Origin of the sequence: Phenylobacterium sp. (assembly GCF_035569475.1) — a bacterium.
GTDB lineage: Bacteria > Pseudomonadota > Alphaproteobacteria > Caulobacterales > Caulobacteraceae > Phenylobacterium.
In genome coordinates this window covers 1-25,842 of sequence record NZ_DATMNA010000109.1, presented here as the reverse complement: position 1 = coordinate 25,842, position 25,842 = coordinate 1, and the positions used below count along the sequence as shown (strand labels likewise).

Annotated in this window: 27 protein-coding genes and 1 pseudogene; 14 read left to right on the top strand and 14 right to left on the bottom strand. The window is 70.2% G+C overall.

Going from position 1 to position 25,842, the window contains the following annotated elements; genetic code table 11:
• Positions 1–89: 89 nt before the first annotated feature.
• Together sucC and VNW53_RS17940 are read right to left on the bottom strand one after the other, a co-directional pair.
• A complete protein-coding gene (sucC, locus tag VNW53_RS17945) occupies positions 90–1,286 on the bottom strand; it encodes an ADP-forming succinate--CoA ligase subunit beta (protein ID WP_325557263.1) in 1,197 nt (398 codons plus the stop codon).
• 112 nt (positions 1,287–1,398) lie between these two features.
• Positions 1,399–4,770 (bottom strand): glycosyltransferase, encoded by a 3,372-nt coding sequence (locus VNW53_RS17940; protein ID WP_325557262.1) that lies wholly within the window; start codon positions 4,768–4,770, stop codon positions 1,399–1,401.
• A 73-nt stretch (positions 4,771–4,843) separates the two neighbouring features.
• On the opposite strand from VNW53_RS17940, the gene VNW53_RS17935 reads away from it, so the two are divergent.
• Positions 4,844–5,692, top strand: coding sequence for a LytTR family DNA-binding domain-containing protein (locus tag VNW53_RS17935; protein ID WP_325557261.1), 849 nt, complete (start codon positions 4,844–4,846; stop codon positions 5,690–5,692).
• On the opposite strand, the gene VNW53_RS17930 is transcribed toward VNW53_RS17935, so the two are convergent.
• Positions 5,689–6,225, bottom strand: coding sequence for a GNAT family N-acetyltransferase (locus VNW53_RS17930; RefSeq protein ID WP_414693296.1), 537 nt, complete (start codon positions 6,223–6,225; stop codon positions 5,689–5,691). The genes VNW53_RS17935 and VNW53_RS17930 overlap by 4 nt on opposite strands.
• Positions 6,226–6,367: 142 nt before the next feature.
• Here VNW53_RS17930 and VNW53_RS17925 point away from each other — a divergent pair, with 142 nt between their 5' ends.
• Positions 6,368–7,909 (top strand): hypothetical protein, encoded by a 1,542-nt coding sequence (locus tag VNW53_RS17925; RefSeq protein WP_325557259.1) that lies wholly within the window; start codon positions 6,368–6,370, stop codon positions 7,907–7,909.
• Between the two features lie 151 nt (positions 7,910–8,060).
• Here the strand turns inward: VNW53_RS17925 and VNW53_RS17920 are convergent, their stop codons facing one another.
• Positions 8,061–9,044 carry a malate dehydrogenase gene (locus tag VNW53_RS17920; RefSeq protein WP_325557258.1) on the bottom strand — a complete coding sequence of 328 codons (984 nt, stop codon included), beginning with the start codon at positions 9,042–9,044 and terminating at the stop codon, positions 8,061–8,063.
• Between the two features lie 127 nt (positions 9,045–9,171).
• Between VNW53_RS17920 and VNW53_RS17915 the strand changes: the two genes are divergently transcribed.
• Positions 9,172–9,591 (top strand): HIT domain-containing protein, encoded by a 420-nt coding sequence (locus VNW53_RS17915; RefSeq protein ID WP_325557256.1) that lies wholly within the window; start codon positions 9,172–9,174, stop codon positions 9,589–9,591.
• Here the strand turns inward: VNW53_RS17915 and VNW53_RS17910 are convergent.
• Both VNW53_RS17910 and VNW53_RS17905 read right to left on the bottom strand, forming a co-directional pair.
• Positions 9,588–10,277, bottom strand: coding sequence for a hypothetical protein (locus VNW53_RS17910; protein WP_325557255.1), 690 nt, complete (start codon positions 10,275–10,277; stop codon positions 9,588–9,590). The genes VNW53_RS17915 and VNW53_RS17910 overlap by 4 nt on opposite strands.
• Before the next feature lie 7 nt (positions 10,278–10,284).
• A complete protein-coding gene (locus VNW53_RS17905) occupies positions 10,285–11,157 on the bottom strand; it encodes a CoA ester lyase (protein WP_325557254.1) in 873 nt (290 codons plus the stop codon).
• A 53-nt stretch (positions 11,158–11,210) separates the two neighbouring features.
• Here VNW53_RS17905 and VNW53_RS17900 point away from each other — a divergent pair, with 53 nt between their 5' ends.
• Entirely contained in the window at positions 11,211–11,588 is a 378-nt protein-coding gene (locus tag VNW53_RS17900) for a DUF2237 domain-containing protein (protein ID WP_325557253.1), read from the top strand.
• Positions 11,589–11,607: 19 nt separating this feature from the next.
• Here the strand turns inward: VNW53_RS17900 and thpR are convergent, their stop codons facing one another.
• Positions 11,608–12,159 carry an RNA 2',3'-cyclic phosphodiesterase gene (thpR, locus tag VNW53_RS17895; RefSeq protein ID WP_325557252.1) on the bottom strand — a complete coding sequence of 184 codons (552 nt, stop codon included), beginning with the start codon at positions 12,157–12,159 and terminating at the stop codon, positions 11,608–11,610.
• A gap of 149 nt (positions 12,160–12,308) precedes the next feature.
• Between thpR and VNW53_RS17890 the strand changes: the two genes are divergently transcribed.
• A complete protein-coding gene (locus tag VNW53_RS17890; RefSeq protein ID WP_325557251.1) occupies positions 12,309–13,058 on the top strand; it encodes a Bax inhibitor-1/YccA family protein in 750 nt (249 codons plus the stop codon).
• Positions 13,059–13,282: 224 nt separating this feature from the next.
• On the opposite strand, the gene VNW53_RS17885 is transcribed toward VNW53_RS17890, so the two are convergent.
• From VNW53_RS17885 to acnA, 3 genes are all read right to left on the bottom strand, one after another.
• Positions 13,283–13,618 (bottom strand): DUF2794 domain-containing protein, encoded by a 336-nt coding sequence (locus VNW53_RS17885; RefSeq protein WP_325557249.1) that lies wholly within the window; start codon positions 13,616–13,618, stop codon positions 13,283–13,285.
• A 290-nt stretch (positions 13,619–13,908) separates the two neighbouring features.
• Positions 13,909–14,616, bottom strand: coding sequence for a DUF1223 domain-containing protein (locus VNW53_RS17880; protein ID WP_325557248.1), 708 nt, complete (start codon positions 14,614–14,616; stop codon positions 13,909–13,911).
• 230 nt (positions 14,617–14,846) lie between these two features.
• Positions 14,847–17,537, bottom strand: a complete 2,691-nt coding sequence (gene acnA / locus VNW53_RS17875; protein ID WP_325557247.1) for an aconitate hydratase AcnA — start codon at positions 17,535–17,537, stop codon at positions 14,847–14,849.
• 187 nt (positions 17,538–17,724) lie between these two features.
• Between acnA and ccmA the strand changes: the two genes are divergently transcribed.
• The 8 genes from ccmA (at position 17,725) to VNW53_RS17835 (ending at position 22,183) form a co-directional block, all read left to right on the top strand.
• Positions 17,725–18,327, top strand: a complete 603-nt coding sequence (gene ccmA / locus VNW53_RS17870; protein WP_325557246.1) for a heme ABC exporter ATP-binding protein CcmA — start codon at positions 17,725–17,727, stop codon at positions 18,325–18,327.
• A gap of 193 nt (positions 18,328–18,520) precedes the next feature.
• Entirely contained in the window at positions 18,521–19,186 is a 666-nt protein-coding gene (ccmB, locus tag VNW53_RS17865; RefSeq protein WP_325557245.1) for a heme exporter protein CcmB, read from the top strand.
• Positions 19,187–19,291: 105 nt separating this feature from the next.
• Entirely contained in the window at positions 19,292–19,933 is a 642-nt protein-coding gene (locus tag VNW53_RS17860; RefSeq protein ID WP_325557243.1) for a Spy/CpxP family protein refolding chaperone, read from the top strand.
• A gap of 206 nt (positions 19,934–20,139) precedes the next feature.
• Entirely contained in the window at positions 20,140–20,868 is a 729-nt protein-coding gene (gene ccmC / locus VNW53_RS17855) for a heme ABC transporter permease CcmC (RefSeq protein ID WP_325557242.1), read from the top strand.
• Positions 20,869–20,871: 3 nt separating this feature from the next.
• The gene (gene ccmD / locus VNW53_RS17850; RefSeq protein WP_325557241.1) at positions 20,872–21,018 is read left to right on the top strand and encodes a heme exporter protein CcmD; all 147 of its coding nucleotides are present in this window, start codon (positions 20,872–20,874) and stop codon (positions 21,016–21,018) included.
• Positions 21,019–21,028: 10 nt separating this feature from the next.
• Positions 21,029–21,550 (top strand): DsbE family thiol:disulfide interchange protein, encoded by a 522-nt coding sequence (locus VNW53_RS17845; protein WP_325557240.1) that lies wholly within the window; start codon positions 21,029–21,031, stop codon positions 21,548–21,550.
• Positions 21,551–21,604: 54 nt separating this feature from the next.
• Positions 21,605–21,883 (top strand): hypothetical protein, encoded by a 279-nt coding sequence (locus tag VNW53_RS17840; RefSeq protein WP_325557239.1) that lies wholly within the window; start codon positions 21,605–21,607, stop codon positions 21,881–21,883.
• A gap of 84 nt (positions 21,884–21,967) precedes the next feature.
• The gene (locus tag VNW53_RS17835) at positions 21,968–22,183 is read left to right on the top strand and encodes a hypothetical protein (protein ID WP_325557238.1); all 216 of its coding nucleotides are present in this window, start codon (positions 21,968–21,970) and stop codon (positions 22,181–22,183) included.
• Here the strand turns inward: VNW53_RS17835 and VNW53_RS17830 are convergent.
• From VNW53_RS17830 to ftsY, 3 genes are all read right to left on the bottom strand, one after another.
• On the bottom strand, positions 22,176–22,736 hold the full coding sequence (locus VNW53_RS17830; RefSeq protein WP_325557237.1) for a MarR family winged helix-turn-helix transcriptional regulator: 561 nt from the start codon (positions 22,734–22,736) through the stop codon (positions 22,176–22,178). The genes VNW53_RS17835 and VNW53_RS17830 overlap by 8 nt on opposite strands.
• 262 nt (positions 22,737–22,998) lie before the next feature.
• Entirely contained in the window at positions 22,999–23,613 is a 615-nt protein-coding gene (locus VNW53_RS17825) for an inner membrane-spanning protein YciB (protein ID WP_325557236.1), read from the bottom strand.
• Positions 23,610–24,554 (bottom strand): signal recognition particle-docking protein FtsY, encoded by a 945-nt coding sequence (gene ftsY, locus VNW53_RS17820; RefSeq protein WP_325557234.1) that lies wholly within the window; start codon positions 24,552–24,554, stop codon positions 23,610–23,612. The genes VNW53_RS17825 and ftsY overlap by 4 nt, the downstream gene beginning before the upstream one ends.
• Before the next feature lie 147 nt (positions 24,555–24,701).
• Between ftsY and VNW53_RS17815 the strand changes: the two genes are divergently transcribed.
• The gene (locus VNW53_RS17815; protein WP_325557233.1) at positions 24,702–25,334 is read left to right on the top strand and encodes a trimeric intracellular cation channel family protein; all 633 of its coding nucleotides are present in this window, start codon (positions 24,702–24,704) and stop codon (positions 25,332–25,334) included.
• Positions 25,335–25,420: 86 nt separating this feature from the next.
• Here VNW53_RS17815 and VNW53_RS17810 read toward each other — a convergent pair.
• A pseudogene (locus tag VNW53_RS17810) lies at positions 25,421–25,842 on the bottom strand (tRNA (N(6)-L-threonylcarbamoyladenosine(37)-C(2))-methylthiotransferase MtaB); the annotation flags it as partial.

The following is a 25,842-nucleotide window of genomic DNA, read 5'->3' as shown; positions in this document are numbered from 1 at the left end:
ACAACGTGCTGGGCGAGCAGGCGGCGCGGCTGAAGCGCTATGTGGAGACCGGCCGGCCGGACGCGCCGGCAAGCTGATCGCCTCGCGCTCTAGGCCGCGCGCACCGCCGCGACGATCTTCTGGGCCCCGTCGGCCAGGTCGTTGGCCGCAATGACATTGAGACCGCTGCCGCTGATGATTTTCTTGCCGAGCTCGACGTTGGTGCCTTCCAGCCGCACCACCAGCGGCACCTTTAGCCCCACGTCCTTGACGGCTGAGACCACGCCCTCGGCGACGATGTCGCAGCGCATGATGCCGCCGAAGATGTTGACCAGGATACCTTTCACATTGGGATCGGCGGTGATGATCTTGAATGCCGCGGTGACCTTCTCTTTTGAGGCGCCGCCGCCGACGTCGAGGAAGTTCGCCGGCTCCGCGCCATAGAGCTTGATGATGTCCATGGTCGCCATCGCCAGGCCCGCGCCGTTGACCATGCAGCCGATCTCGCCGTCCAGCGCGATGTAGGAGAGGTCGTACTTGGAGGCCTCGATCTCCTTGGGGTCCTCCTCGCTCTCGTCGCGCAGCGCCTTGATGTCCGGATGGCGGAACAGGGCGTTGTCGTCGAAGGAGACCTTGGCGTCGAGGACGCGAAGCTGGTCATCCGCCGTGACGATCAGCGGGTTGATCTCCAGCATCGCCATGTCCTTGGCGACGAAGGCTTCGTAGAGCTGGCCCAGCAGCTTGCCGGCCTGCTTGGCGAGGTCGCCCTTCAGGTTCAGCGACTCCGAGAGCTTCAGGCCGTGGAAGCCGCGGACGCCGGTGACCGGGTCGATGGAGAAGGTGAGGATCTTGTCGGGGGTGTTGTGGGCCACCTCCTCGATGCTCATCCCGCCCTCGGTCGACGCGACCACCGAGACCCGGCTGGTTTCGCGGTCGACCAGCAGGGAGAGATAGAGCTCCCGGGCGATCGCCGCGCCCTCTTCGATATAGAGCCGGTTGACCTGCTTGCCCTTCGGCCCGGTCTGCTCGGTGACCAGCACCCGGCCCAGCATTTCCTGGGCGGAGGCCTTCACGTCCTCGACCGACTTCAGCACCCGGACGCCGCCCTTGGCGTCGGGGCCGAGGCCTTCGAAGCGGCCCTTGCCGCGCCCGCCGGCGTGGATCTGCGACTTCACGACGAAGACCGGACCCCCCAGCTTCTTGGCGGCGTCGACGGCCTCGTCGACGGTGAAGGCCGGATAGCCCTTGGGGACCGCCACGCCGTATTCGGCGAGGACGGCCTTGGCTTGGTGTTCGTGGATGTTCATGAGGCTCGCGAGCGCGCTTTGCGAATGAGGCATCGCCTCTCGGCGAGTGGGCGGCGTTATAGGCGCCGCTCCGGGGGAAGACAACCGCGGGACGGCCGTAAATTCCCGTTCTTTATCCGGCCCCTTCGAAGGCGGCGCTGGCGCGGCGTTCGAGCTTGCCCCAGCCGACCCGCGCGCCGTGCAGGGCCGCGTCGATCGACTTGACGACCACATAGTACATGAGCTGCCGGTAGCCGAACCGCTGGACCGGCATCCAGATCAGGTCGCCCCAGGGCGCGCGGCGCTCGAGGGCCATGCCCAGCGCGCCTGCCGAGAGGTCCAGGAAGATGAAGGCGGCCCAGTAGAACAGCGGCCGGCTCAGGTCGTCCGGCGACCATTCCGTGGAGTGGTTGGTGAAGCCGTAGATGGCCGAGATCAGGCTCCAGATCACGGCCAGGTCGATCAGCGGCGCCACCGCCGTCAGCAGGATCTGGAACAGCCAGATCTGCGGCAGGGCCACGAAGCCCAGCACCGGATGCTTCACGTCGAACGTCGCCTTGCGGTGCTTGTAGATGCATTGCAGCGTCCCGAACGACCAGCGGAACCGCTGCTTCAGGAGCCCGCTCACCGTCTCCGGCGCCTCGGTGTAGGCCCGCGCGTCAGGATCGAACTCCACGCGCCAACCCGCGCGCTGGATGGCGATGGTCAGGTCCTGGTCCTCGGCCAGGGTGTCGTCCGGATAGCCGCCGAGCTGCTCCAGGGCCGAGCGGCGCCAGGCTCCGACCGCCCCCGGCACAACCGTCACCGCGCCCAGGGCGGCGAGCGCCCGGCGCTCCAGGTTCTGGGCGGTGACATATTCCAGCGCCTGCCAGCGGGTGATCAGGTTGCGGCGGTTGCCCACCAGGGCGTTGCCGGCCACCGCGCCCACCCGCGGGTCGGCGAACCAGCGCGCCAGCTTGGCCAGGGTGTCGGACGGGAACAGGGTGTCGGCGTCCAGCGCCACCACCACGTCGCCGTGCGCCTTGGCCAGGCCCCGGTTCAGCGCCCGCGCCTTGCCGCCGTTCTCGAAGCTCATCAGGGTCACGCGCGGCTCGTCGGCGAAGGCCTTGCGCACCACCTCGGCCGTGTGGTCGGACGAGCCGTCGTCGAGCACCAGGATCTCGATCCTCGACCAGTTGGACGCCAGGATCCGCCGCACCGAGCTTTCGATCACCTTCTCCTCGTTGAAGCAGGGGATCAGGACGCTGATCAGCGGCCCCGTCGTGGGATCGGGCATCGGCGGCGTGCGCTTGACGATCGTGAAGCGGTGGACGAGGGCCAGCACGCCCAGGATGAGCAGGCGCGCGACACCCAGGATGATGGCGGTGATGAACAGCCACTGCAGGGCCAGTTGCAACCCGTGGAAGAAGCCGAAGCCCATCCGGTCGAGCAGCAGCTCCACGGAGTTGCGGCTGGTGGGCGGCATGGCCTCGGCGTTTGTCATGCCGGCGAGCTCGGCGATGGTCACCAGCTTGTAGCCATGCGCGCGCAACGCATCGATCAGGTCGGGCAGGGCCTTCACTGTCCAGCTCCGGTCGCCGCCGGAGTCGTGCAGCAGGATCACCTGCCCGGGCCGCGAGGTGTCCTTCAGCCGCGTGAGGGCGGTGTCGATGATCCGCGCCGGCGTCGAGGCGTCCGGCGAGCGCCAGTCGTCGGGATCGATGCGCAGGCCGACGGTCAGGTAGCCCTGGGTCTGGCCCAACATGACTCGCGAAACCTCCCGCGGCGTCGACGGCTCGGCGTCGCCGAAGAAGGGCGGCCGGAAGAGGCGCATGGATCGCCCGGTGATGGTCTCGAACAGCCGCTGGGTGGCCGACAGCTCCACCGCCGTCTGCGCCGCCGGCACGAAGGCGATGTCCGGGTGGGTCCAGGTGTGGTTGCCCACGTCGTGGCCCTCGCGCACCTCGCGGGCCACCAGGCCGGGCTTGGCGGCCATGTTCTTGCCGATCACGAAGAAGGTGGCCGACGCGTGCTTGGCCTTGAGGATGTCGAGGATCTTCGGCGTCCAGCGCCCGTCCGGGCCGTCGTCGAAGGTGATCGCCACCGAGCCCGGGTGGAAGCCGTAGCGCTGGATCACATAGGAGGTGGGCATCACCTCGTAGTTCTCGCCGCTGATCAGGCCGGTGTCGGAATCGATCTCCAGCGAGCGGCGGCCCGGCGTCGGGATCGACTCCACGTGCAGCACCTCGCCCTGGCCGTCGAAGTCGACGTCGACGCCAGGCTTCAGGTTTTCCAGGCCGTCGGGTTTGCCCTGGCCGTAGTCGTGGCGCAGCACCTGGTAGTCGAGCTGGTCCTCGCCGCCCATCCGCCACAGGGCGTAGCCCAGGGGCCGGAAACCGTCGGCGACCTTGATCTGGTTGAACAGCGTGGGCGCGTCGAGAAACCAGACCACATGCTTGCGGCCCTGGTCGTCCTGGTAGCCATAGGTCGGGTTGAGCGAGTTCTCGTCCATCTCGACCTGGGCCTCGGCGTCGTGGGCCTTCTGGGTCGCCTCGTTGAAGAGGATGGTCTCCGCCGAGCCCTTGTTCTTCGGCCCCGGCAGGGTCCAGTCGTAGCCGTAGGCGCCCAGCGCCAGGATGGTCTTGGCCGGGTCCAGGGTCTCCATGCGCTTGGCGATCGTCGACTCGAACCAGTCCTGCGCCGCCGCAGGGCCCGGCTCGCCGCCGCCCCAGTGCTGGTCGTAGGCCATCAGCACCACCGCGTCGGCGGCGTCCTGCAGGGGCTTGATGGGGAAGTCGTCGTCCGCGAAGGGGGTGGTCACCCAGACTTCCCGGCCCAGCGGCTTCATGGCCGCGCGCGCCTGGGCGATGAAGCTCGGATAGGCCCGCGCCGCGGTGGGCGAGAGCTCCTCGAAGTCGAAGACGTAGCCGGCGTAGCCGCGCTTCTGCGCCTGGATGACCAGGTTGGCGATCAGGCCGGTCCGCGCCTTGGGGTTCAGCAGCAGCGCGTCGGCCATCGGGCCGTTCCAGGTGCGCGTCGCGGTGTCGAAGTTGAACACCCCGGGCAGGATCGAGGGCGGCCGCTTGGCCGAGGCGATGATCGCGCGGGCCTGCGGGTCCGAGGTGATCGACAGGGTCCCATTGGCGTCGGCCAGGGCGACCCACTGCGGCGAGACCACGTCGAGCTGATCGACGTGGTCGGCCAGCGACTCCCGGCTGCTCTCGTCCCAGGAGACATAGAAGCCCACCGCCAGCGGCCGCGTCGGGCCGCCGGTCGCCGTCCCGGCCCGCGGATGCGGAATGCGGTTCCACTGCTGGCGCCCCTTCAGCTTGTGGGCCGTCGCGTCGTGCAGGGCCGAGAGCGCGGCCGGGTCCTTCAGGCTGATGGTCGGCAGGCGCGGGGCGAAGGCCAGGGTCGCGAAGAAGGCGGCGACCAGCAGGGCCAGGAACGAGGCCACCAGACCGCCGAGGAAACGCACGCGCCGGGCTCTGCGCCCAGTCGGATCGTGGAAGACGAGATCGGCCATGAAGTGCGCGCGGCGCCAAGGTGAATCGATGGGTGTTATGCCTCGCCACGGTGGCTGAAGCTAGGCGGGCGCAATGGCGCGTCGGCGATGCGTTTGCGAAACCGCCGACATCCTCTATCTGCCGGACCTAAGCGCACGGAGCGACGGGCGGATGGCCTTGAGGCCGAAGATCCTGGGCTGGGGGCCTTACGAGGACTTCCGAGGCTGGCTTCGCGGCCTGGCCATCACCCTTGTCGCGGCCAGCTTCCTGGCCTTCGCCGGCGCCTTCAGCTCGTCGCGCGCGGCCCTGCCGGTGCGGTTCGGCTACTGGCTGGGCCTGATGGTGGTGGGCTGGCTGTGGGGCGGCTTCGTGTCGCGCGCCGTCTTCAACCGGGTCGGCGGGCCCGGCGCCCTGTGGCTTCGGATCGCGATCTCGTCCCTGGCGCTGGCCGTGCCCTATTCGGTCGTCGTGGGCGTGACGACCCACCTGGTGCTGCGCTCCAACTTCGACGACCCCCTGCAGATCGCCGACCTGCTGGTCTCGGTCATCGTCGTGACGACCGTGATGGTCACCATCAATGTGCTGGTGGCGAGGCGCACCGAAGGCCTCACCGAGGCCTCGTCGGCCCCGGCGAAGTTCCTCGACCGCCTGCCGCCGAAGCTGCGCGGCGCCGACGTATGGGCGGTGGAGGCGGAGGACCACTACCTGCGCCTGCACACCTCCAGGGGCCAGGACCTGATCCTGATGCGGCTGTCGGACGCCGTCGCCGAGCTGGAGGGGATCGAGGGCGCCCAGGTCCACCGCTCCTGGTGGGTGTCGCGGGGGGCGATCGCCCACGCGGTCCGCGGCGACGGCCGTGCGACCCTCACCCTGACGGACGGCGCCGAGGTGCCGGTCAGCCGCCCCTATGCCCGGCTGCTGCGCGAGCGGGGCTGGATCTAGCCCTTCAGCCCGGCCCGGCGGGCGAGCCACTGCTCGCGCGTCTGGCCCCAGGCCTCCACCTTGGTGTCCTCATAGGGCGCCGGCATGGTCACCGGTCCCCACAGCGTCGAGCCCAGCCGCCTGGCGACGGCCTGGGACGCCACATTGTCCGGCTCGATGGTGTGGATCGCCTCGCTCCAGCCCAGGACGTCGAAGGCGTAGTCCATGCAGGCCGAAGCGCCTTCGGTGGCGTAGCCCTTGCCCCAGCAGTCGCGCACCACGCCCCAGCCGACCTCGGTCCCCGGCCAGTCTTCCGGCTGCCAGGGCCCCAGCCGCCCGACCCAGCGGCCGGTGGACTTCTCGATCACCGAGAACATGGAGAAGCCGCGGATCGTCCACGCGCCCAGCACCGTGCAGAGGCCACGCCAGGCCACCGAGCGGGCCTGGACGCCGCCCAGGTGCCGCATCGTCTCGGCGTCGGCGGCGAATTCCGCCCAGGGCTCGAAGTCCTCGGCCGCGGGCGCCCGCAGGATGAGGCGTTGTGTCTCAAGCATTGGGGCTGGCGCAAACGTCATAATTCAGGCTCATTGTCGTTTCGGGAGAGAGATCGGAGCGGGGGTTGGGACCTTAGCCGTGGGCGCGGCGGTCCGACCAGAGCTTCGTTTGACGAGGGATCCGCTAGGGGCTGGATCTCTGATGACACCTGACGACCACCGACAAGACACCGAGGCCGGCGACAAGCTCGGCCTGGTCATGCCGCCGCACGTTCGACGGGCAGGGCGCGGGGCGCGCCGCATGCTGTTCGCAGGTGTGGCGGGCGCCTGCGTCCTGGGGGTCGGCCTGGGTCTATGGGCGCGGCCGGCGATGAACGAGCGCCGGGTGGCCACAGCGGCGCCGGAGCCTGCCGCGCCGCCGGTCGATCCGGCGGCGCGCAAGCTGCGGATCGTGGTCGACGACCGCCCAGCCCCGGTCGTCGCCACACCCATCGAAGCCCCGCTTTCGGCCGCAGCGGCGCCCGGGCCGGTCGTGACCCCCGTCGCGGCCGCCTTCGCGACCCCCGCGCCGCCGGTCCCGTCGCCGCTCGCCGCCCCTGCGCATCCGCCCCTGGTGCGCGTGCAGGCCCCGCCACCGCCGACGCCGGCAGCCGCGCCGCCGCCATGGCCGGCGCCATCGCCGGCCAAGCCTCTCGCCCTGCCGAAGCTCACCCCGCTGATGGTCGCGGCCCTTGCGGAAGCCCGCACGGTCGGGGCCAGGCTCTCGAAGCCGATCCCGCCCCTGGTCCGCCTCGCGCCGCCGCCGCCGACGCAGCTCGCCGAGGCCCCGTCCGCGCCGCCGCCCAAGCCGAAGGCCGCGGCCAGGCCGGCGCACGCGATCCAGTTGGCCCAGGCGGCCCAGGCGGCCCACGCGGCCACGGAAAGGGCGGTCGTGGCCAAGGCCGCCGCCGAGCGGGCGCACGTCCAGAAACTCGCCGCCGCCAAGGCCGCCGCGGCCCACCGGATCGAACTCGCCAGGGCCGCCGAAGCCCAGAAGGCCCAGAGGGCGGAAATCCAGAAGGCGAAGTTCGAGAAGGCCAAGGCCGACCGGCTGGAGAAGGCGCGCCTGGCCAAGGCCGCGCAGGCCGAGCAGATCAAGCTCGCCAAGGCCGAGGCCCACGGCCGCGCCGAGGCCAAGGCGGAAGCCCGCGCCGAAGCCCTGGCCGAGGCCCGCGACGAGGCGCGCAAGCAAATCCGCCTGGCCAGCTTGGCCCGCGTAGTGCGCCAGGTCCTGCCGCATCCGGCCAGGCCGCCCGCGCCCGTGCAGGTCGCCAAGGTCGACCGCAAGCACGCCCACAAGGGCCGCCATGAGCCGGTGATGCAGGCGGCCTCGCTCAAGTCCCGCCGGCCGGCGCACGCCGCCGAGCCGCCGAGCCGCAGCCGCCCGCCGCCGATCGTCCCGCAGGCGCGGCCCTCGGGGCTGATGCGGGTCTCGGCCCAGCGCTGCGCCTCACGCGATCCCGGCGAGGCCCTGGTCTGCACCGATCCCAGCCTGGGCGCCGCGGACCGCCAATTGTCGCGCGCCTACCAGGGGGCCCGCGCCGCCGGGGTTCCGGAGGTGCAGTTGCAGCGCCAGCAGCAGCGCTGGCTCGCCGCCCGCTCGGCGGCGGCCCGCGAGGCGCCCTGGGCGGTGCACGACGTCTACCTGGCCCGCATCGCCGAGCTGAACAGCCAGGCCCGCGACGCGCGTCCCGACGAGTACTAGGCCGGTCATCCCGGAGCGCGCGCAGCGGCCTGACAGCGCTCCTCCATCTCGTCATCCTCCGGTCGCCCGAAGAGGCGATCCGGGAGACCGGAGGATGACGAAGAAGGGCCGGTGTCCGGGAATGACAGCCGGCGGGTAAAGAAGCCCGCGCTTAGGCGAGCATGTCCTTCACCGTGTCGCGCTCGCCGACCAGCTCGTCGTTGGTGAGGGCGATCTTCGACTTGGCGAAGTCGTCCATCTCGTAGCCGGTGATCACCTCGTAGCCGCTCGCGGTGCTCTTCACCGGCATGCCGGCCCACACGCCGTCGGCGAAGCCGTAGCGGCCCTGGCTCTCGACGGCCACCGAGTGGATCTTGCCCACCGTGGTCAGGTCGCGCACGTGGTCGACCAGGGCGTTGGCGGCCGAGGCCGCCGAGCTAAGGCCCCGGGCCTCGATGATCGCCGCGCCGCGCTTGCCCACCGCCGGCAGGAAGTCGGTCTTCAGCCAGGCCTCGTCGCCGATCACCTGGGCGGCGGGCTTGCCGTCGATCTTGGCATGGGTGAAGTCGGCGAACATGGTCGGCGAGTGGTTGCCGTAGATAAACAGCTCGCTCACCGCATCGATGGAGACGCCGGCCTTTTTGGCGAGCTGGGCGCGGCCGCGGTTCTCGTCCAGGCGCACCATGGCGGTGAAGCGGTCCTTGGACAGGCGCTTGGCCTGGCTGGCGGCGATCATCACATTGGTGTTGCAGGGGTTGCCAACCACCGCCACGCGGCAGTCGTCGGCGGCGACCTTGTCGATCGACTGGCCCTGGGCGATGAAGATCTTGCCGTTGTCCTTCAGCAGGTCGGCGCGCTCCATGCCGGGCCCGCGCGGCTTGGAACCCACCAGCAGGGCCCAGTTCACGTCCTTGAAGGCCACGTCGGCGTCGCCGGTCAGCACCATGTCCTGCAGGAGCGGGAAGGCGCAGTCCTCGAGCTCCATGGCCACGCCCTTCAGGGCCTTCTGCGGCCCCTCCACCGGGATTTCCAGGAGTTGCAGGATCAGCGGCTGGTCGGCGCCGAACATCTGGCCCGAGGCGATGCGGAACAGGAGGGCGTAGCCGATGTTGCCCGCCGCGCCGGTGACCGCCACGCGGATCGCTGTCTTCGCCATGTTCTCGCTCCTTCAGCTCTGTTGCGGCGGGTGCGTAGCTCACCGGGGGACGGGCCGCAATGGCATGCGGCGGGGAGACAATGGGAAACCGGCTTGGCAGGGCCGCGTTGGGCGTTGAAGCTTGGGCATGTTCGAAATCGACCCCGCGTTCCACGCCACCTCCCACCCCCTCGGCGACCTGGCGCTGAGCCATGTGCGCCTGCACGCCGATGCGCGCTTTCCCTGGATCGTGCTGATCCCGCGGATTCTGGGCGCCCGCGAACTGGAGGACCTAGCCCCGGGCGAACGCGACGTCCTGATGGACGAGGTCCTGCGGGCCGGCGGCGCGGCGCGCGCGGTCGCCGAGGCGCTCGGCCGGCCGGCGGCCAAGCTGAACGTGGGCCAGCTCGGCAACATCACCCCGCAACTGCATGTGCATGTGATCGCCCGGCGCAACGACGATGCGGCCTGGCCCGCGCCCGTCTGGGGCTTCGGCACGGCCGAGGCCTATGCGCCCAAGGCCTTGGAGGCGGCCCAGGCCGCGGCCCGGATGGCGCTGGGGCTTTAGGGCCCGGTCCGGCGCAGGGTCACCGTGACCACTTGGTCGCCGCGAACCAGCTTGCCGGACCAACCGCCGTCCGCGCCTTCGCGCAGGGTCACCACCGAGGCGGGCTGGGGATATTCGGTGAAGCGCAAGGTCAGCTCGCCGCCCCGATGCTGGACCTCGTCGACCAGGCCCGAGGCGTTGAGGGAGCCCGCGCGACGGACGTTGCGCCACACCGCCTCCAGCCGGTCCCGGCGGTCGACGATCTGGAAGGCGTAATAGTCGCCGTGCGGCTCAGCCAGGGTCCAGCCGCCGTCCAGCGGCCCCTGGAAGCTCTGCGCCGAGGCGAAGGAGGCGCGGATGCGCGCGTCATAGGCCAGGTCGCGGATCGCCGGCGGCCTGTCCGGCGTCTTGCCGAGCTCATCGATCTGCACCGGTGCGCCGAGCTCGGGGCGCGGGGCCGGGACGTAGACCTTGGGCGCGGGGCCGCTCGGCAGGACGCTGGGCTCGGGTTCGGGCGCCGGGCGGGGCTGGCCGGCGGTGTCGGGCTCGTCCTCGTCGCGCGGCGGCGGGGCGTTGGGATTGAGCAGGGCGCCGATCGGGTCGCGCACATGCAGCGGCGGCGCCGGGGCGGCCACGGGCGCGGGCTGGGCCCGGGCGGCGGGCGCGACGAAGCCCGCCAACAGCAGGGACAGCAAACCGATCCGCATCGATCCTTCAGTCCTCGTGCGCGGCGATGGCCTCGGCCACCGCGATCAGCCGGCGCGCCTCAGCCAAGTGCAGACGCTCCACCATACGCCCGTCAACCTTAAGAACACCCTTGCCGGCGTTTTCCGGCGAATCGAAGGCGTCGGCTACCGTGCGCGCCCAGGCCACCGCCTGCGGCTCCGGCGAGAAGGCGCGGTCGGCGATCTCGAGATGGGTCGGGTGGATCAGGCTCTTGCCGTCGAATCCCAGGTCGCAGCCTTGCGCGCACTCCTGCGCCAGGCCCTCGAGGTCGGGGATGTCGTTATAGACCCCGTCGAGGATGGCGATCCCATGGGCGCGAGCGGCCATCACCGAGAGCGACAGCGCCGCCAATAGGGGCTGCCGCGCGGGGCCCGGCCGGCAGCGCATCTCCTTCACCAGGTCGTTGGTCCCGATCACCCAGGCCTCGACGCCGGCCCCGGCTGCCGCGCGGCCGAGCGCGTCCAGGGCGAACACCGCCTGGCAGGTCTCGATCATCGCCCACAGCGGGACCGCCGGCCCCAGCGCCGCGCGATAGGCGGCGAGATCCGCCGGCGAGGCCACCTTGGGGACAAGGGCCGCGTCGGGACCGGCCTCGGCCGCCGCCGCCAGGTCGTCGGCGCCCCAGGGCGTGTCCAGGCCGTTGGCGCGGATCACCAGTTCGCGGCGGCCGAAGCCGCCCAGCTTGACCGCCTCGCAGGCCAGAGCCCGGGCCGCCACCTTGGCCTCCGGCGCGACGGAGTCCTCCAGGTCCAGGATCACCACATCGCAGGGCAGGGTGCGGGCCTTTTCGATGGCCCGGGCGTTGGAGGCCGGCAGGTAGAGGGCGCTGCGGCGCGGTCGGGCTTGGGCGGCGGTCGCCATTTGGGCTCCTTCGCGCATGGATATCGCCCCGTCATAGCGGTTAGGGTGGGGCCATGACCACACGCTACGATCCGGGCGCGCGCAATGTGCTGGGCGGGGAGCTGGAGCCCTGTTCGACAGATCCCGTCACCGGCTTCTTCCGCAACGGCTGCTGCGAGACCAGCCACGAGGACTTAGGGCTGCACACCGTCTGCGCGGTGATGACGGCCGAGTTCCTGGCCTTCAGCCGCGCGGCCGGCAACGACCTGTCGACGCCGATGCTGGAGGCCCAGTTCCCGGGCCTGCAGCCCGGCGACCGCTGGTGCCTCTGCGCCCCGCGCTGGAAAGAGGCGCTCGACGCCGGCGCCGCCCCGAAGATCGTGCTCGAAGCCACCCACGAGGAGACCCTGGCCATCGTGCCGCTGGGCGTGCTGAAGGACTACGCCGCTTAAGGCGCGCCTGCGGCCATGGCTACCGCAATGGGGGAGCCAGGAGCGGGTACTCCGCCTCCAGCCGGTAGTGCGCCTGCTCGCTGCCCAGGAAGCTGGAGTAGAGGCCGAAGCTCTTCACCCGGATCGGCGGCGACTTCATCAGGTTGTTGGCCTGGATCCAGGCGGCGACCTCGACCGGGTCGGGATGGCGCGGGTAGGCGAGCGTCACGTGGGGCCGATAGATCCGGGTGTCGGGCTTCAGGCCGACGCGGCGCGCCGCCGTCTCGCAGGCCTTGGCCAGCCGGGTGAGCGGCTCGCTGGCCTCGACGCCGGCCCAGAGGACGTGGATGTCGGGTCCCTCGCCGAAGGCGCCGACGCCCGAGAGCGTGATTTCGAACGGCCGCGCGCGCAGGGCGGTGAGTTCGGCGTCCAGGTCGCGCGCGATGTCCTCGCGGATCTCGCCGAAGAAGCGCAGCGTCACGTGCAGCGACTCGCGCGGGCGCCAGCGCGCGCCCTCGACGCCGGCCTGCCGGCGGGCAAGCGCCGCGCCGATCTCCTCGGGAACCGATAGCGCGGCGAAAAGCCGGATCATGCCGTCTAACTACCGCAGGCAAAGGCCGCGGCAAACGCCCGCCGAAACCTTAACGAGAGCTTGACCAACAAGGCCTTGCTTCCGCCCCACCGGAGCCCGATATTTCACCCGCGTCCAATCGTGGACGCTCAAACAAGGGTTTTGCTCAAATGAGCGACTTCAACCGCGGCTACGCGCGCTCGATCCCCGCGGATCGGGCCGACATGTCGGTGGACGCGGGCCTGCGCAGCTTCATGCTCGGGGTCTACAACAAGGTGGCCCTGGGCCTCGTGCTCTCCGCCGCCCTGGCCTGGCTCACCGCCGACTTCGCGCCGGTTCAGCAACTGCTCTACGTCGTGACCCCCGACGGCCGCCTGGCCGGGTTCACGCCGCTCGGCATGATCATCCGCTTCCTGCCGCTCGTGGTGCTGATCGGGGCGATGTTCATCCGCAACCCCAGCCCGCGCTCGGCGGGCATCGTCTACTGGTCGGTGGTCTCCGGCATCGGCGCCGGCCTGGGCGTCTGGCTCCTGGCCTACACCGGAAGCTCCGTCGCCCTGACCTTCATGATCACCGCCGCGGCCTTCGGCGGCCTGTCGCTGTTCGGCTATACGACCAAGCGCGACCTGACCGGCTTCGGCAGCTTCCTGATGGTGGGCCTGATCGGCCTGGTGCTGGCCTCGCTGGTCGGCATGTTCTGGCATCCCGCCGGCTTCTCGATGATCATCAGCGTGCTTGGCGTGCTGATCTTCGCCGGCCTGATCGCCTGGGACACCCAGCGCCTGAAGATGACCTACTACGAGCTGGGCGGCGAACAGACCTCCATGGCCATCGCCACCAACTACGGGGCGCTGAACCTCTACCTGAACTTCATCAACCTCTTCCAATTCCTGCTCAGCCTGACGGGCAGCCGCCGCTAAGGCGAGGAAGGCAGAGGCCAGAGACAAAGAAGCCCCGGCGGGAAACCTCCGGGGCTTTTTCTTTGGATCCTCCCCCAGCGCACAGCGCGATCAGGGGGAGGTGGCGCGGAGCGCCGGAGGGGTTTCCCCAACCGAGTCCACGACGGCCGACATCCCGAACGCCGGAGAGGAAACCCCCTCAGTCAGCTTCGCTGACAGCTCCCCCTAGAGGGGAGCACCTGATTCTAGTCCACCACCTTGAAGCGGCCCTTGTCGAAGAAGCGAAGGACCTGCTCCAGCTCATGGCCGCGGCGCAGCACCATGCCGGCCTGGCCGAGCACCGCCCAGGCGCCTTGCCTGCGCGCCAGCGCCGGACGCTTCTCGATGCGGTAGAGGGGCGCCTCGGAGCTGCGCTTGTAGACCGAGAACACCGCCGATTCGCTCAAGCCATCGATGGCGTAGTCGCGCCACTCTCCGGCCGAGACCATGCGGCCATAGAGGGAAAGGAGGCGGGTCAGCTCGCGCCGTTCGAAGAAGACGGTCGCCTGACGCGGCGACGCGTAGGACGTGTCGAAAGCCATCGAGCGTCAGCCTAGACCTGAATCGGCGCGCCAAGCCAGACCCCGCGTCGCCGCAGGCCGGGCGGCGCCGTGAAATGACCTTATTTGCGACCCGCGAGCGCCCGATGCGCTCCCGATATTGCACTTGTCGGTTGGCCGGAAACGGCGGTCCCGGATCCTGAACAGCCCCCCCAGCCCCCTGGGATCGACGGACTGGCCGGCCGACGCCTAGATCTCTTCCTAGTCACAGGAAACCCCCGCGGGTGCTCTCCAGCCGCGGGGGTTTTCATGTCCGGGGGCTCCGCAAGCCGTCAGGCCTTGGGCGCGGCCACCGCAAGGATGCGGCCGCCGCGGCCGGCCTGGATCAGGACTACGCTCTTCAGGCCGTCCTCCAAGGCCGTCGGCAGGCGGTAGGCCACGGGCTTGCCGCGCCAGCCCCCCAGGCGGGTCAGTTCGCGGACCACGTTCTTCTGGACGATGGTCTGGCCCTTGTTGTCGCCGCTCTTGACGGCCACGTCCTGCTCGCGCGGATCGTAGCGCACCAGCCAGACCTCGCCGCCGCCCTTGGGCGGACGGGCGGAGCCCACATAGACCCGTCCGCTGGAAAACCGCACCTGCGGCGGGTCGCGCCGCGCCTTGGCCGCCTCGGCCACCAGCTTGTCGACCTTGTCGGGCTTGGCGCCCGAGGCCTGGGCCGCGCCGTCCACCACCACCTGGGGCGTGTAGGGCTCGCGCAGCGCCAGGCGGGCCACATAGGCCTTCTGGCGGTCGGTGAACTCAGGCTTGGCGAAGGTGTCGGCCCAGCCCAGGTAGTCCCAGTAGTCCACCGGGAAGGTGAGCGGCAGGACGCCCGGCTTTTCGGCCAGCCTGGCCACGTGGGCGTTGGCGTCGCCGCACGACGCGCAGCCCTGAGCCGTGTAGAGCTCGATCACCACGGGAGGCCTGGCCGCCGCCGGCCCCGCTGAGACGAGGGCCGGCAGGGCGAGCAGGGCCAGGCTGAAAAGCGCCGCTTTCCGCATCGCCTCGGGCTTAAAGGGGCTCAGGCGCCCTGTAAATTACAACAAGGCGTGAGGACGTCTCTCCCCCGCGAAGCGAGAGGGAGAGGGCAAGGCGAGGGCGGCTGGACGTTCCAGCTCTTCCGGCGGATCCTTCAAGGATCCGCAGGCGCTCGCCGGAACGCAGCGAATCGCCGCCGCAAGCGCCGCCCTCTCCCGGCCTCTCCCTCTCCGCTTCGCGGGGGGAGAGGAGGTTACGCCGCGGGCTTGGCGAGGTTCCGCAGCACGTAGTTCAGCACCCCGCCGTTCTTGAAATACTCGAGCTCGGTGGGCGTATCGATCCGGCAGCGCACCGGGAAGCGGGCGATGCGGCCGTCGGAGGGCCGGTACATCTCAATGGTGAGCTGACGGCGCGGCGACAGCTCCGTCAGCCCGCGGATGGTGACGATCTCCTCGCCGGTCAGGCCCAGCTTGTGCCAACCTTCCTGCAGGAACTGCAGCGGCAGCACGCCCATGCCGACCAGGTTGGAGCGGTGGATGCGCTCGAAGCTTTCGGCCACCACGGCGCGGACGCCCAGCAGCTTGGTGCCCTTGGCCGCCCAGTCGCGCGACGAGCCGGTGCCGTATTCCTTGCCCGCGAACACCACCAGGCCGCGGCCCTCGGACTGGTAGCGCATGGCCGCGTCGTAGATCGACATCACGTCCTGCGAGGGGAAGTGCTTGGTCATGCCCCCCTCGATCTCCGGGGTGATGCGGTTGCGGATGCGGATGTTGGCGAAGGTGCCGCGCATCATCACTTCGTGGTTGCCGCGGCGCGCGCCGTAGGAGTTGAACTCCGTGGTCGGCACCTGGTGGTCGCGCAGATAGACGCCGGCCGGCGAGGTCGCCTTGATCGAACCGGCCGGCGAGATGTGGTCGGTGGTGATCGAGTCGCCGAACACCGCCAGCACGCGGGCCTCGACGATGTCGGTCACCGGCGAAGGGTCCATCGACATGTTCTGGAAGTAGGGCGGGTTCTGAACGTAGGTCGAGCCCATGTCCCAGCCGTAGGTCTGGCCGCCCTCGATCTTGATCCCCTGCCAGGCCTTGTCGCCCTTGAAGACGTCGGCATAGCGGGTGGCGAACATCTTCTGGGTGACGAATTTGCGCTGCAACGCCGCCACTTCCTCGGACGTCGGCCAGATGTCCTTCAGGTAGACCGGCTTGCCGCCCTTGCCCTCGCCCAGCGGCTCGGTGGTGATGTCGATCGACATGGAGCCGGCGAGCGCATAGGCCACCACCAGCGGCGGCGAGGCCAGGTAGTTGGCCCGCACGTCGGGGTTCACGCGACCTTCGAAGTTGCGGTTGCCCGACAGCACCGAGACCGCCACCAGGTCGCCCTTCTGCACGGCTTCCGAGATCGGCTCCGACAGCGGTCCGGAATTGCCGATGCAGGTGGTGCAGCCGTAGCCCACCAGGTTGAAGCCGAGCGCGTCGAGGCCCTTGGTCAGACCGGCGGCCTTCAGATAGTCGGTGACCACCTGCGAACCGGGGGCCAGGGAGGTCTTCACCCAGGGCTTCACCTTCAGGCCCAGCTCGACGGCCTTCTTGGCCACCAGGCCCGCGGCGATCAGGACGCTGGGGTTGGAGGTGTTGGTGCAGGAGGTGATGGCGGCGATCACCACGTCGCCGTGGCCGACGTCGAAGTTGGCGCCTTCCACCTTCACGCGGGTGGCCATGTCGTCATGCTTGCCGAAGTCGCCGGCCAGGGCGGCCTTGAACTCGACGGCGGCGTTGGTCAGCACCACCCGGTCCTGCGGCCGCTTCGGCCCCGCCAGCGACGGCAGGACGCTGCCCAGGTCGAGCTCGAGCGTGTCGGTGAACACCGGATCCGGGTCGCTCGGCTCGCGCCAGATGCCCTGCTCCTTGGCGTAGGCCTCCACCAGCGCCACGCGCTGGGCGTCGCGGCCGGTGGCGGTCAGGTAGTCGATGGTCGAGCGCGTCACCGGGAAGAAGCCGCAGGTCGCGCCATATTCGGGGGCCATGTTGGCGATGGTCGCCTGATCCTCGATGGTCATCCTGGCGAGGCCCGGGCCGTAGAATTCCACGAACTTGCCGACCACGCCCTTCTTGCGCAGCATCTGGGTGACGGTCAGCACCAGGTCGGTGGCCGTCGCGCCCTCGGGCATGGCGCCTTCCAGCTTGAAGCCGATCACCTCGGGGATCAGCATCGGGATCGGCTGGCCCAGCATGGCGGCTTCCGCCTCGATGCCGCCCACGCCCCAGCCCAGCACCGACAGGCCGTTGACCATGGTGGTGTGGCTGTCGGTGCCGACCACGGTGTCCGGGTAGGCCACCGCATGGCCGGCGTCCTCGTTCACCCAGACGGTCTGGGCGAGGTACTCAAGGTTCACCTGATGGCAGATCCCGGTGCCGGGCGGAACGACGCGGAAATTGTTGAAGGCCGAGGAGCCCCAGCGCAGGAAGCGGTAGCGCTCCATGTTGCGCTCGTACTCGCGCTCGACGTTCTCGCCGAAGGCCTTGGCGGTGCCGAAGTAGTCGACCATCACCGAGTGGTCGATCACCAGGTCCACCGGGTTCAGCGGATTGATCTTCTCGGGGTTGGCGCCCAGATGGGTCATCGCATCGCGCATGGCGGCCAGGTCGACCACCGCCGGAACGCCGGTGAAGTCCTGCATCAGCACACGGGCTGGGCGGAAGCTGATCTCGTGTTCGACGCTGCCCTTGTTGTCGACCCAGGCGGCCAGCGCCTGCAGGTCGTCGCGGCCCACGGAATCGCCGTCTTCGTTGCGCAGCAGGTTCTCGAGCAGCACCTTCATGGAGATCGGCAGGCGCGAGACGCCTGAAAGTCCGGCTTCCTCGGCGGCGCGAAGGCTGTAGTAAGCGTAGGTCTTGTCGCCCACCACGAGTTCGCGGCGGGTTTTCAGGCTGTCGACTGACGCCATTTGGGGAGATCCTCTCTCTGTTCCCGGCCGCATCACGCCCACCCCGGAGATCGCGCGCTTCGATGAGCGGACACACAGCGTCCGAACCCGCGCGGCGAGGGCCCCCCGAGGCGACGGCGGCCGCGGGCTTCATAGACCTGAGTGTGCTGTGCGTCCATGCGCCGCCACGGTCGAGCTTGCTCGCCCCATGATCGCGGCCCTGGACCTGCGCGGCATCGCCGTGCGTCGCGGCGGCCGCAGCCTGTTTTCCGGCCTGTCGCTGAGCCTGGCCGCGGGCGAGGCCTGCGCGCTCACCGGCGCCAACGGAGCAGGAAAGACCAGCCTGTTGCGCGCCGTGGCGGGCCTGGTCCCGCTGGAGGACGGCGAGATCGGCTTCGGCGCGGTCGAGGCCGGCGAGGCGCGGGGCGGCGGCCTGCACCTGATCGGCCATCAGGATGGGCTGAAGCCCGCGCGCACGACCCGCGAGGAACTCCATTTCTGGAGTGTCTGGAGCGGCGGCGACGCGGCCTCGGCCCTGGCGGCGGCGCAGGCGCTGGACCTCACCGGCCTCCTCGACCTGGAGGTCCGGCGGCTCTCGGCGGGCCAGCGGCGGCGGCTGGCCCTGGCGCGGCTGGTGGCCGCGCCGCGCAGCCTGTGGCTGCTCGACGAGCCCCTGAGCCCCCTGGACGCCGCCTGGCGGGCCCGGTTCGGGACCATGATGCAGACCCATCTGGCCGGCGGCGGCCTGATCCTGGCGGCGGTGCATGATCCCCTGCCGATCCCGGCCCGCGCCCTGGAGATCGGCGCATGAGCCGGCGTCGCGCAGCATTTCCTCTCCCCCCGCGAAGCGGAGAGGGAGAGGGTGGGGAGAGGGCGGCGCAGCCGCTCCTTCGCTTCAAGGGTTGGGCGAGGGCCCTCGGCCAACCGCTCGTGCGGATCTCGACGCCGGCGCCGCCCTCTCCCAGCCTCTCCCTCTCTCGCTTTGCTTGGGGGAGAGGAGCGCTATGAGCCGGCTGGGCGCGCTGCTGGCCCGCGAGACGGCCCTGGCCTGGGGCCGCGGCGGCGGGCCGCTGGTCAGCGTGGGCTTCTACGCCGGCGTCGCCACCCTGCTGCCCCTGGCCATCGGGCCGGAGCCGGCGCGCCTGGCGGCCATCGCGCCGGGAGCGGCCTGGGTGGGCCTGGCCCTGGCCAGCCTGCTCTCCCTCGATCGCCTGTTCGAGCGGGACTACGAGGACGGCGCCCTGGATCACCTGGTGCTGTCGCCGACGCCGCTGGAGCTCACCTGCGCGGTCAAGTGCTTCGCCCAGTGGCTGGCCGCCGGAGCGCCCCTGGCGCTCGCCGCGCCGGTCGCCGCCATCGCGCTCGGCGCCCCGCTCAGCCTGGCGCCCCTGGTCTTCGCCTGCGCCCTGATCGGCGGCCTGGCCTTCGCCTTCACCGGCGGAATCGGCGCGGCGCTCAGCCTCGGCGCGCGGCGCGGCGGCCTCCTGACCGCAGTGATCGTCCTGCCGCTGTTCGTGCCGCCGGTGATCTTCGGCGGCGGCGCGCTGGCGAGCTTCCTCGCGGGCCTGCCCTGGACATCGGGCCTCATCCTGCTGGGCGCCTATGCCGCGGCGTTCGTGGCGCTCGGCCCGCTGTTCATGGCCGCGGCCTGCCGCAACGCGCTCTCCTGAGCGGTTCAGGCCCCGGCCACATTACCAAAGCTTCGTTTCGCATGCCGCCGTTTCGCCAACTTCTGTGACAAGGTTCAAGCTCGACCTTTGACCAGGAGTTCGCCGATGACCCCTCCCCTGAAAGCCTGTCTCGCCGGGGCGGCGTTCGCCCTCACAGCGGCCGCCAGCGCCGCCGCCTTCGCGCAGCCGCCCGCCCCGCCCGCGCCGGACGCCGGCGACCATCACCAGATGCGCGAAGAACGCCACGTGGTGATCCGCCATGACGGCGGCGGCGATGAGCACATGGTCGCCATGATGCGCCATGGCCACGAGGACCAGGCCGAGCACCTGCGCACCATGCTGCAGCTGAAGCCCAGCCAGGAGGCCGCGCTCACCGCCTATCTGGCCGCCGTCAAGCCGGAGCATCATCACGAGGCCATCGTCGAGATGTCCGACCACCACGACGGCGCCAAGACCACCACCCAGCGCCTGGCCGAGATGGACACCCACCTCACCGAGCAGACGGCCCAGGCCCACGCCCGCATCGAGGCGACGCGGAAGTTCTACAACCAGCTCGAACCCTCGCAGAAGAAGGTGTTCGACGAGATGCCCATGCTGATGATGGGTCCGATGGGCCCGATGATGCACGGCGGCATGCGGGTGATGGTGAACATGGATGGCCACGGCGACATGCGCTTCATGGACCACATGCCGCCGGTCCCGCCGACGCCGCCGGTCCCGCCCGCGCCACCGCGCCTTGACGACTGACCCCTGCGCGCGCCGGGCCTCGTCTTGCGACGAATAGGCATGCGGTCTAAGCCCGGCGAGTGTGGCCGATCTGAAGTTCCCGCGCCGTAGGGAATTTCAGCGCGGCAAGCCACACGCGAAACAGAGGCCTGCCGGTGTCCTTATCGCTTCCGAAGTTCGAACGGGGTTGCAGCTTGCGCTGTCGAACTTCGCAAACGGGACGTTAGATGATCCCGGCGCCCGCCTTCCTGACCAATCCCGAGCGGTTCATGGCCTTCTCGCGGTGGGCCGCCCCGATGTTCGGGGCGCTCGCCCTGGTGCTCGGCGCCGTGGGCCTGTGGCTGGGCTGGAGCGCGCCGCCGGACTACCAGCAGAGCTTCACCGTGCGGATCCTGTTCATCCATATCCCCACAGCCTGGATGAGCGAGTTCGTCTACGCCTGCCTGGCAGTCGCCAGCCTGCTGTCGCTGGTCTGGCGCCAGGTCCTGGCCGACGCCGCCGCCCAGGCCGCCGCCCCCCTGGGCGCCGGCTTCACCCTGCTGACGCTCGCCACCGGCGCGCTCTGGGGGCGCCCGGAGTGGGGAACCTGGTGGGTGTGGGACGCACGGCTGACCTCCGAGCTGATCCTGTTCCTGATCTACCTGGGCTACATGGCGCTCCGCGCCTCGATGGACGACGAGGCCAAGGCCGCGCGCGCCGCGGCGATCCTGGGCCTGGTGGGCGCCCTGATCCTGCCGGTCATCCACTACAGCGTCTATTGGTGGAACACCCTGCACCAGGGAGCCTCGGTGTTCCGCTCCGGCGGCTCGGCGCTCGCGCCGGTGTTCTTCTGGCCGGTGATCCTGATCGTGCTGGCCTACACCTCGGCCTTCGGGTCGCTCTGGCTGGTGCGGATTCGCGGCGAGGTCTGGCGCCGGCGCGCCGAGGTCGCGGCCCTGCGCGCGGCGAGGGGCTAGGCCATGATCCATCTCGAGACCGGCAAATACGCCTTCTATATCTGGACCGCTTACGGCCTGACGGCGGCGGTGTTCGCCGCGATGATCGTGACCGCCCTGGGCCACGCCCGCCGCTGGAAGGCGCGCTACGAAGACCTGGCCCGCAAGTGAGCCGCCCGCGATGAGCCGATGGATCGCCGCCCTGCCCCTCGTCGTGCTGGCCCTGCTGGCGGTGCTGTTCGCGGGCTACGCCCTGCATCGCAACCCCCAGGTCGTGCCCGAGGCCCTGGTGGGCAAGCAGGTCCCCGACGTCAGCCTGCCCAGCCTGGACGACGGGACCGCCAAGAGCATCCGGGAGGCGGCGCGCGAGGGCCCGGTGCTGGTCAACTTCTTCGCCTCCTGGTGCGGCCCCTGCGAGATCGAGCACCCGGTGCTGATGCAACTGCGCGCCAGCCACGTCCGCATCGTCGGCGTGGCCTACAAGGACGCGCCGACCAACACCCAGGCCTTCCTCTCGCGCCTCGGCGACCCGTTCGTCGAGCGCCTGGTGGACCGCGACGGCCGCGCCGGCATCGAGTTCGGCGTCTCCGGCGTGCCGGAAACCTACCTCGTGGCGCCGGACGGCAAGGTGCTGGCCAAGTACACCAACCTCAATGAACGCGACGCCCGGGCCCTGACCGCGCGGATGTTAACCGGGCGTTGATCGACGGCGCGCCAGATTGGGCGGGCGTTAACCATAAAGCCGAGCCCTCGCCCCGTGACGCCGATCCGCCCCAACGCCTTCCCGGTCCAGCCCGGCCCGACCTCCCCAGCCGGCGCTGCGGCGGACGCCGCGCGGGCCGCGGCGCAGAAGGCCTTCTTCGACGCCGCCATGGGCCGCGCCGCCGCGCCGACGGCGGCGACCGCGCCAAAGGCCCCGGCTTTCGCCGCTCCCACGGCCCCGGTCCAGCGGGCCGAATTGCGCCCCGCGGCGGTTCCGGCCGAGCCGCCTGCCAAGCTTCTACGGCCGGGCTCGCTCCTCGACATTCGTGTGTGACGCGCCGGAGCGCTACCTTAAGGCCTTAAAACTAATTAACTTTTTGAATCGGGAACGCCATCCGGATATTCGTGTTAAGCCGGCATGGAAACCCGCGAGCAGCGCATCTACGAAGAGGCCGCCGCCCTCTGGAGAGAGGTCTTCGGCGAGCCGCCGCCGCTCCGCACGGACGGCGCCGCCCTGCTTGAAATCATCACCCGCTGCGTCGGCCCGCCGCCCTATGAGCGGCTGCACTCGCCGCACCTGAGGCCCTCCACGATCGCCGGACCCGCGCAGCCCACGGACCCGCGCCTCAGCTAGCCAGGGCCTTCTTCTTGGCCTTCTTGCCCTTGTGGGCCTTGCCCGGCTTCGCCGGCTTGTCCGCCTTGGCCTTCGGCTTGGCCTTTGCCGTGGCGGGGTCGGCCGACTTGGACAGGTCGCGCAGCAGGCCGAGGAAGGTCGCGCGCCGTCCGCCGCCGGAAATCAGTTTCAGCAGCCGCGCGTCCGCCGACGCCATCTTCGGCCGCGCCTCGGTGAGGGCCTCGCGGCCGGCCTCGGTCAGGCGCACCGCATTGGCCCGGGCGTCGACGTTGGACCGTTCGCGCTCCAGGAGGCCCTTGCCGATCATCCGCCGCGCCATGTCCGCCAGCGTCGAGCGATCGATGCCGGTGATCCGCACAAGGTCGGCCTGGGTCGCGCCCTCGCGTTCGTCGGCGGCGGCCAGGACGGCGAACTGACGCTGGGTGATGCCGGCCTCGCCGAACTCCTCGACATAGATGTCCAGCGCGCGCTGCAGGGCCCTGTGAAGGAGGTGGCTAGGCGACTGTTCCAGGGCGGCTATGCCGCCCTTGGCCCCTGACTTGCCCTTGGCCATCGGTGGTCCCCCCGTGCGGCTTGTCAGCGTCACTAGAGTAGGATTGCGTCGTTTTGATTACAGACGCTCCGTGGGCGGCGCAGGCGTCATTGTAGACCTCCGAAGCCGCATTGTCCGCCCACCTTTGTCCCGGGCGGCCGGGGCCGGGTTTCTGGAGCGCGTCAGGGTGAAGTGGAAACCGGTTCACCCGTCCGACGCGCTCTAAATCTTTGAAAATAGACCCTTCCCGGTTCAGGTGATTCCACCTGAACCGGGAAGGGGCCTAAGGCGCGTCCGCCGGGGGCTTGGCCTCTTCGGCGTCCTCGTCCGGCATGTGCTTCATCATCAGGGGCGCCTGGCTCATGGCGAACAGGAAGATCAGGATCGGCACCCCGGGGAACTTGAAGAAGCCCCAGAAGACCGTGCTCTGGGTGCGCCACACGACCTCGTTGGCCAGCGCCAGGGCGAAGAACATCAGGGCGTAGCGCAGGGTGAGCGTACGGACCACCGGGTCCGGCAGGTGGAAGGCGTCGCCCATCAGGACCTTCAGCGGGTTCTTGCCGCGCAGGGCGCCGGTGATCAGGAACAGGCCGAAGGCGGTGTAGAGGATGGTCGGCTTGACCTTGATGAACCGCTCGTCGTGGAAGAACAGGGTCAGCCCGCCGAAGATCAGCCCCAGGACGGCCGTGACCAGGGGCATGGGCGCCACGCGGCGCTCGAACACCAGGCCTATCGCCAGCGCCAGGATCGAGCCGCCGACGATCGCCCAGCTTGCGGTCACCGCGCTCTTGGTGACCACCAGGGTGATCAGGAAGACCACCAGGCCCGCATAGTCGACGAAGTAGTGCACCCACTTCGGCGCACGGCGCACGGCTTTGGAAGACGCCTCGCCGCTCATCGGCCGGTCTCCCCGAGGCCCACCAGGGAGCGGGCGAAGGCCCGGGCGTCGAACGGCTGGAGGTCATCGATCCCTTCGCCGACGCCCACCAGCTTGATCGGGCTGTCCGAGGCCTGGGCGACGGGCACCAGCACCCCGCCGCGGGCGGTGCCGTCGAGCTTGGTCATGACGATGCCGCTGACCCCGATCTGGTTGCCGAAGATGTTCTCCTGGGCCAGCGCATTGCGGCCGACGGTGGCGTCCAGCACCAGCAGCGTTTCGTGCGGGGCCTCCGGATCGACCTTCTTCACTACGCGGATGATCTTGAGCAGCTCGTCCATCAGTCCCTGCTTGTTCTGCAAACGCCCGGCGGTGTCGATCAGCACCACGTCGTAGTTCTGCGCCCGGGCGCGCTCGACCGCGTCGAAAGCCAGGCCGGCGGCGTCGGAGTTCATCGGCCGCGACATGAAGTCGGCGCCGGCGCGCTCGGCCCAGACCTTGAGCTGCTCCACCGCCGCGGCGCGGAAGGTGTCGCCGGCCACCACCAGCACCTTGGCGCCCCTGCCCGTCAGGTCGGCGGCGATCTTGCCCAGCGTGGTCGTCTTGCCCGAGCCGTTCACCCCGATGAACAGCACGACGTAGGGCCGGGGCCCCGAGAGCGCGTCGAAGGTACCCTCGCGGCCGGACAGTTCCTCGCCGATGGCGGCGGCGAGCGCCTCCTTGATCTCGGCCTCGTCCACATCCTTGCCGAACTTCTCGTCGGAGAAACGCTGGGCGATGCGCGCGGCGGAGTGCGGGCCGAGGTCGGCCTCGATCAGCATCTCCTCCAGTTCGTCGAGCTTGGCCTGGTCGAGGGGCTCCTTGGCGACGAAGACCTGGGTGATCTGCTCGCCGATCTGTTTCGACGAGCGCGTCAGGCCTTCGGTCAGTCGCGCGAACCAGCCGCGTTTGGGTTCGGTCATGCCCCGGCTTCTAGAGCGCATCCAGCCAAAGTGGAAACCGGTTTGGCGTCCGGATGGGCTCCAGACCCCTAAATGCCGGCCTGTCCGGAAGACAAGCCTTGGCGGCAGGCTTGCACGGCGTCACGCGCCCTTCCAGGGTGCCCGGCCATGGATCGACTCACGGCCACGCTTGCGGTGCTCGACTATGCGGCGGTCGCGGTGTTCGGCGCGACCGGCGCGCTGGCGGCCGCGCGGCGCAAGCACGACATCGTCACCTTCGGCTTCTTCGCGGCCATCACCGGGGTCGGCGGCGGCACGCTGCGCGACCTCCTGATCGGGGCGCCTGTGTTCTGGGTCGGCCGACCCGCCTACGTCATCGTCTGCCTGGGCGCGGCGGCGGCGGTGTGGGTCGTCGGGCCCCGCCGGTTCCGCGGCCAGACCCTGACCTGGCTCGACGCCGTGGGGATGGCCGCCTATGCGGTGGTGGGGGCCTTGAAAGCGACCTCGCTGGGCGTCCCACCGTTCTCCGCCGTGGTCATGGGCGTGCTGACCGCAACCTTCGGCGGGGTGATCCGCGACGTCCTGGCCCACGAGCCCTCGGTGCTGCTGCAGCGCGAGCTCTACGTCACCCCGGCCCTGGCCGGCGCGGCGACCTTCGTCATCCTGGGCCTAGTGGGGACGCCTGCGACGCCGGCCGGGATCGCCGGCTTCGTCGCCGCGCTGTCGCTCCGCGCCGGCGCGATCCTGTGGAAGTGGTCGCTGCCGGGCTATGGCGGGCCGAACCCGGACGCCGAAGGCTAAACCGCGGACTGCGGCTTAAATCTCATGGTCAGATGCGAGCTTTGGGGCGGCAATCTTCGCAGGCGCTCGCCCGAAGGGCGCGGGGCCTACTCAGCCGCTTCCAGCACCATCGTCTTCGCCAGCGCCCGCTTGCCGTCGTGGCCCGTCACTTTCAGCGCCACGATGCTCCCCACCTCGGCCTCGCCGTGGAAGGCGATCTCGGTGAAGTCCTCGGCGCGGGCCACGCCGCCTTCCCCGGTATCGGGGCGCTCGACCAGGCCCATCAGCGTGCGGCCCGCCTGCCGTTGCAGATGCCGCGCCAGCGCCGCCTCGCCGGCCGCCCGCAGACGGGCGGCGCGGGCCTTGACCTCCGCACCCGCCACCGCCGGCATCCGCGCGGCGGGCGTGCCCGGACGGGGGCTGTAGGGGAAAACGTGCAGGAAGCTCAGCCCCGCCTCTTCCACCAGCGACAGGGTGTTCTCGAACATAGACTCGGTCTCGGTGGGGAAGCCCGCGATCAGGTCGGCGC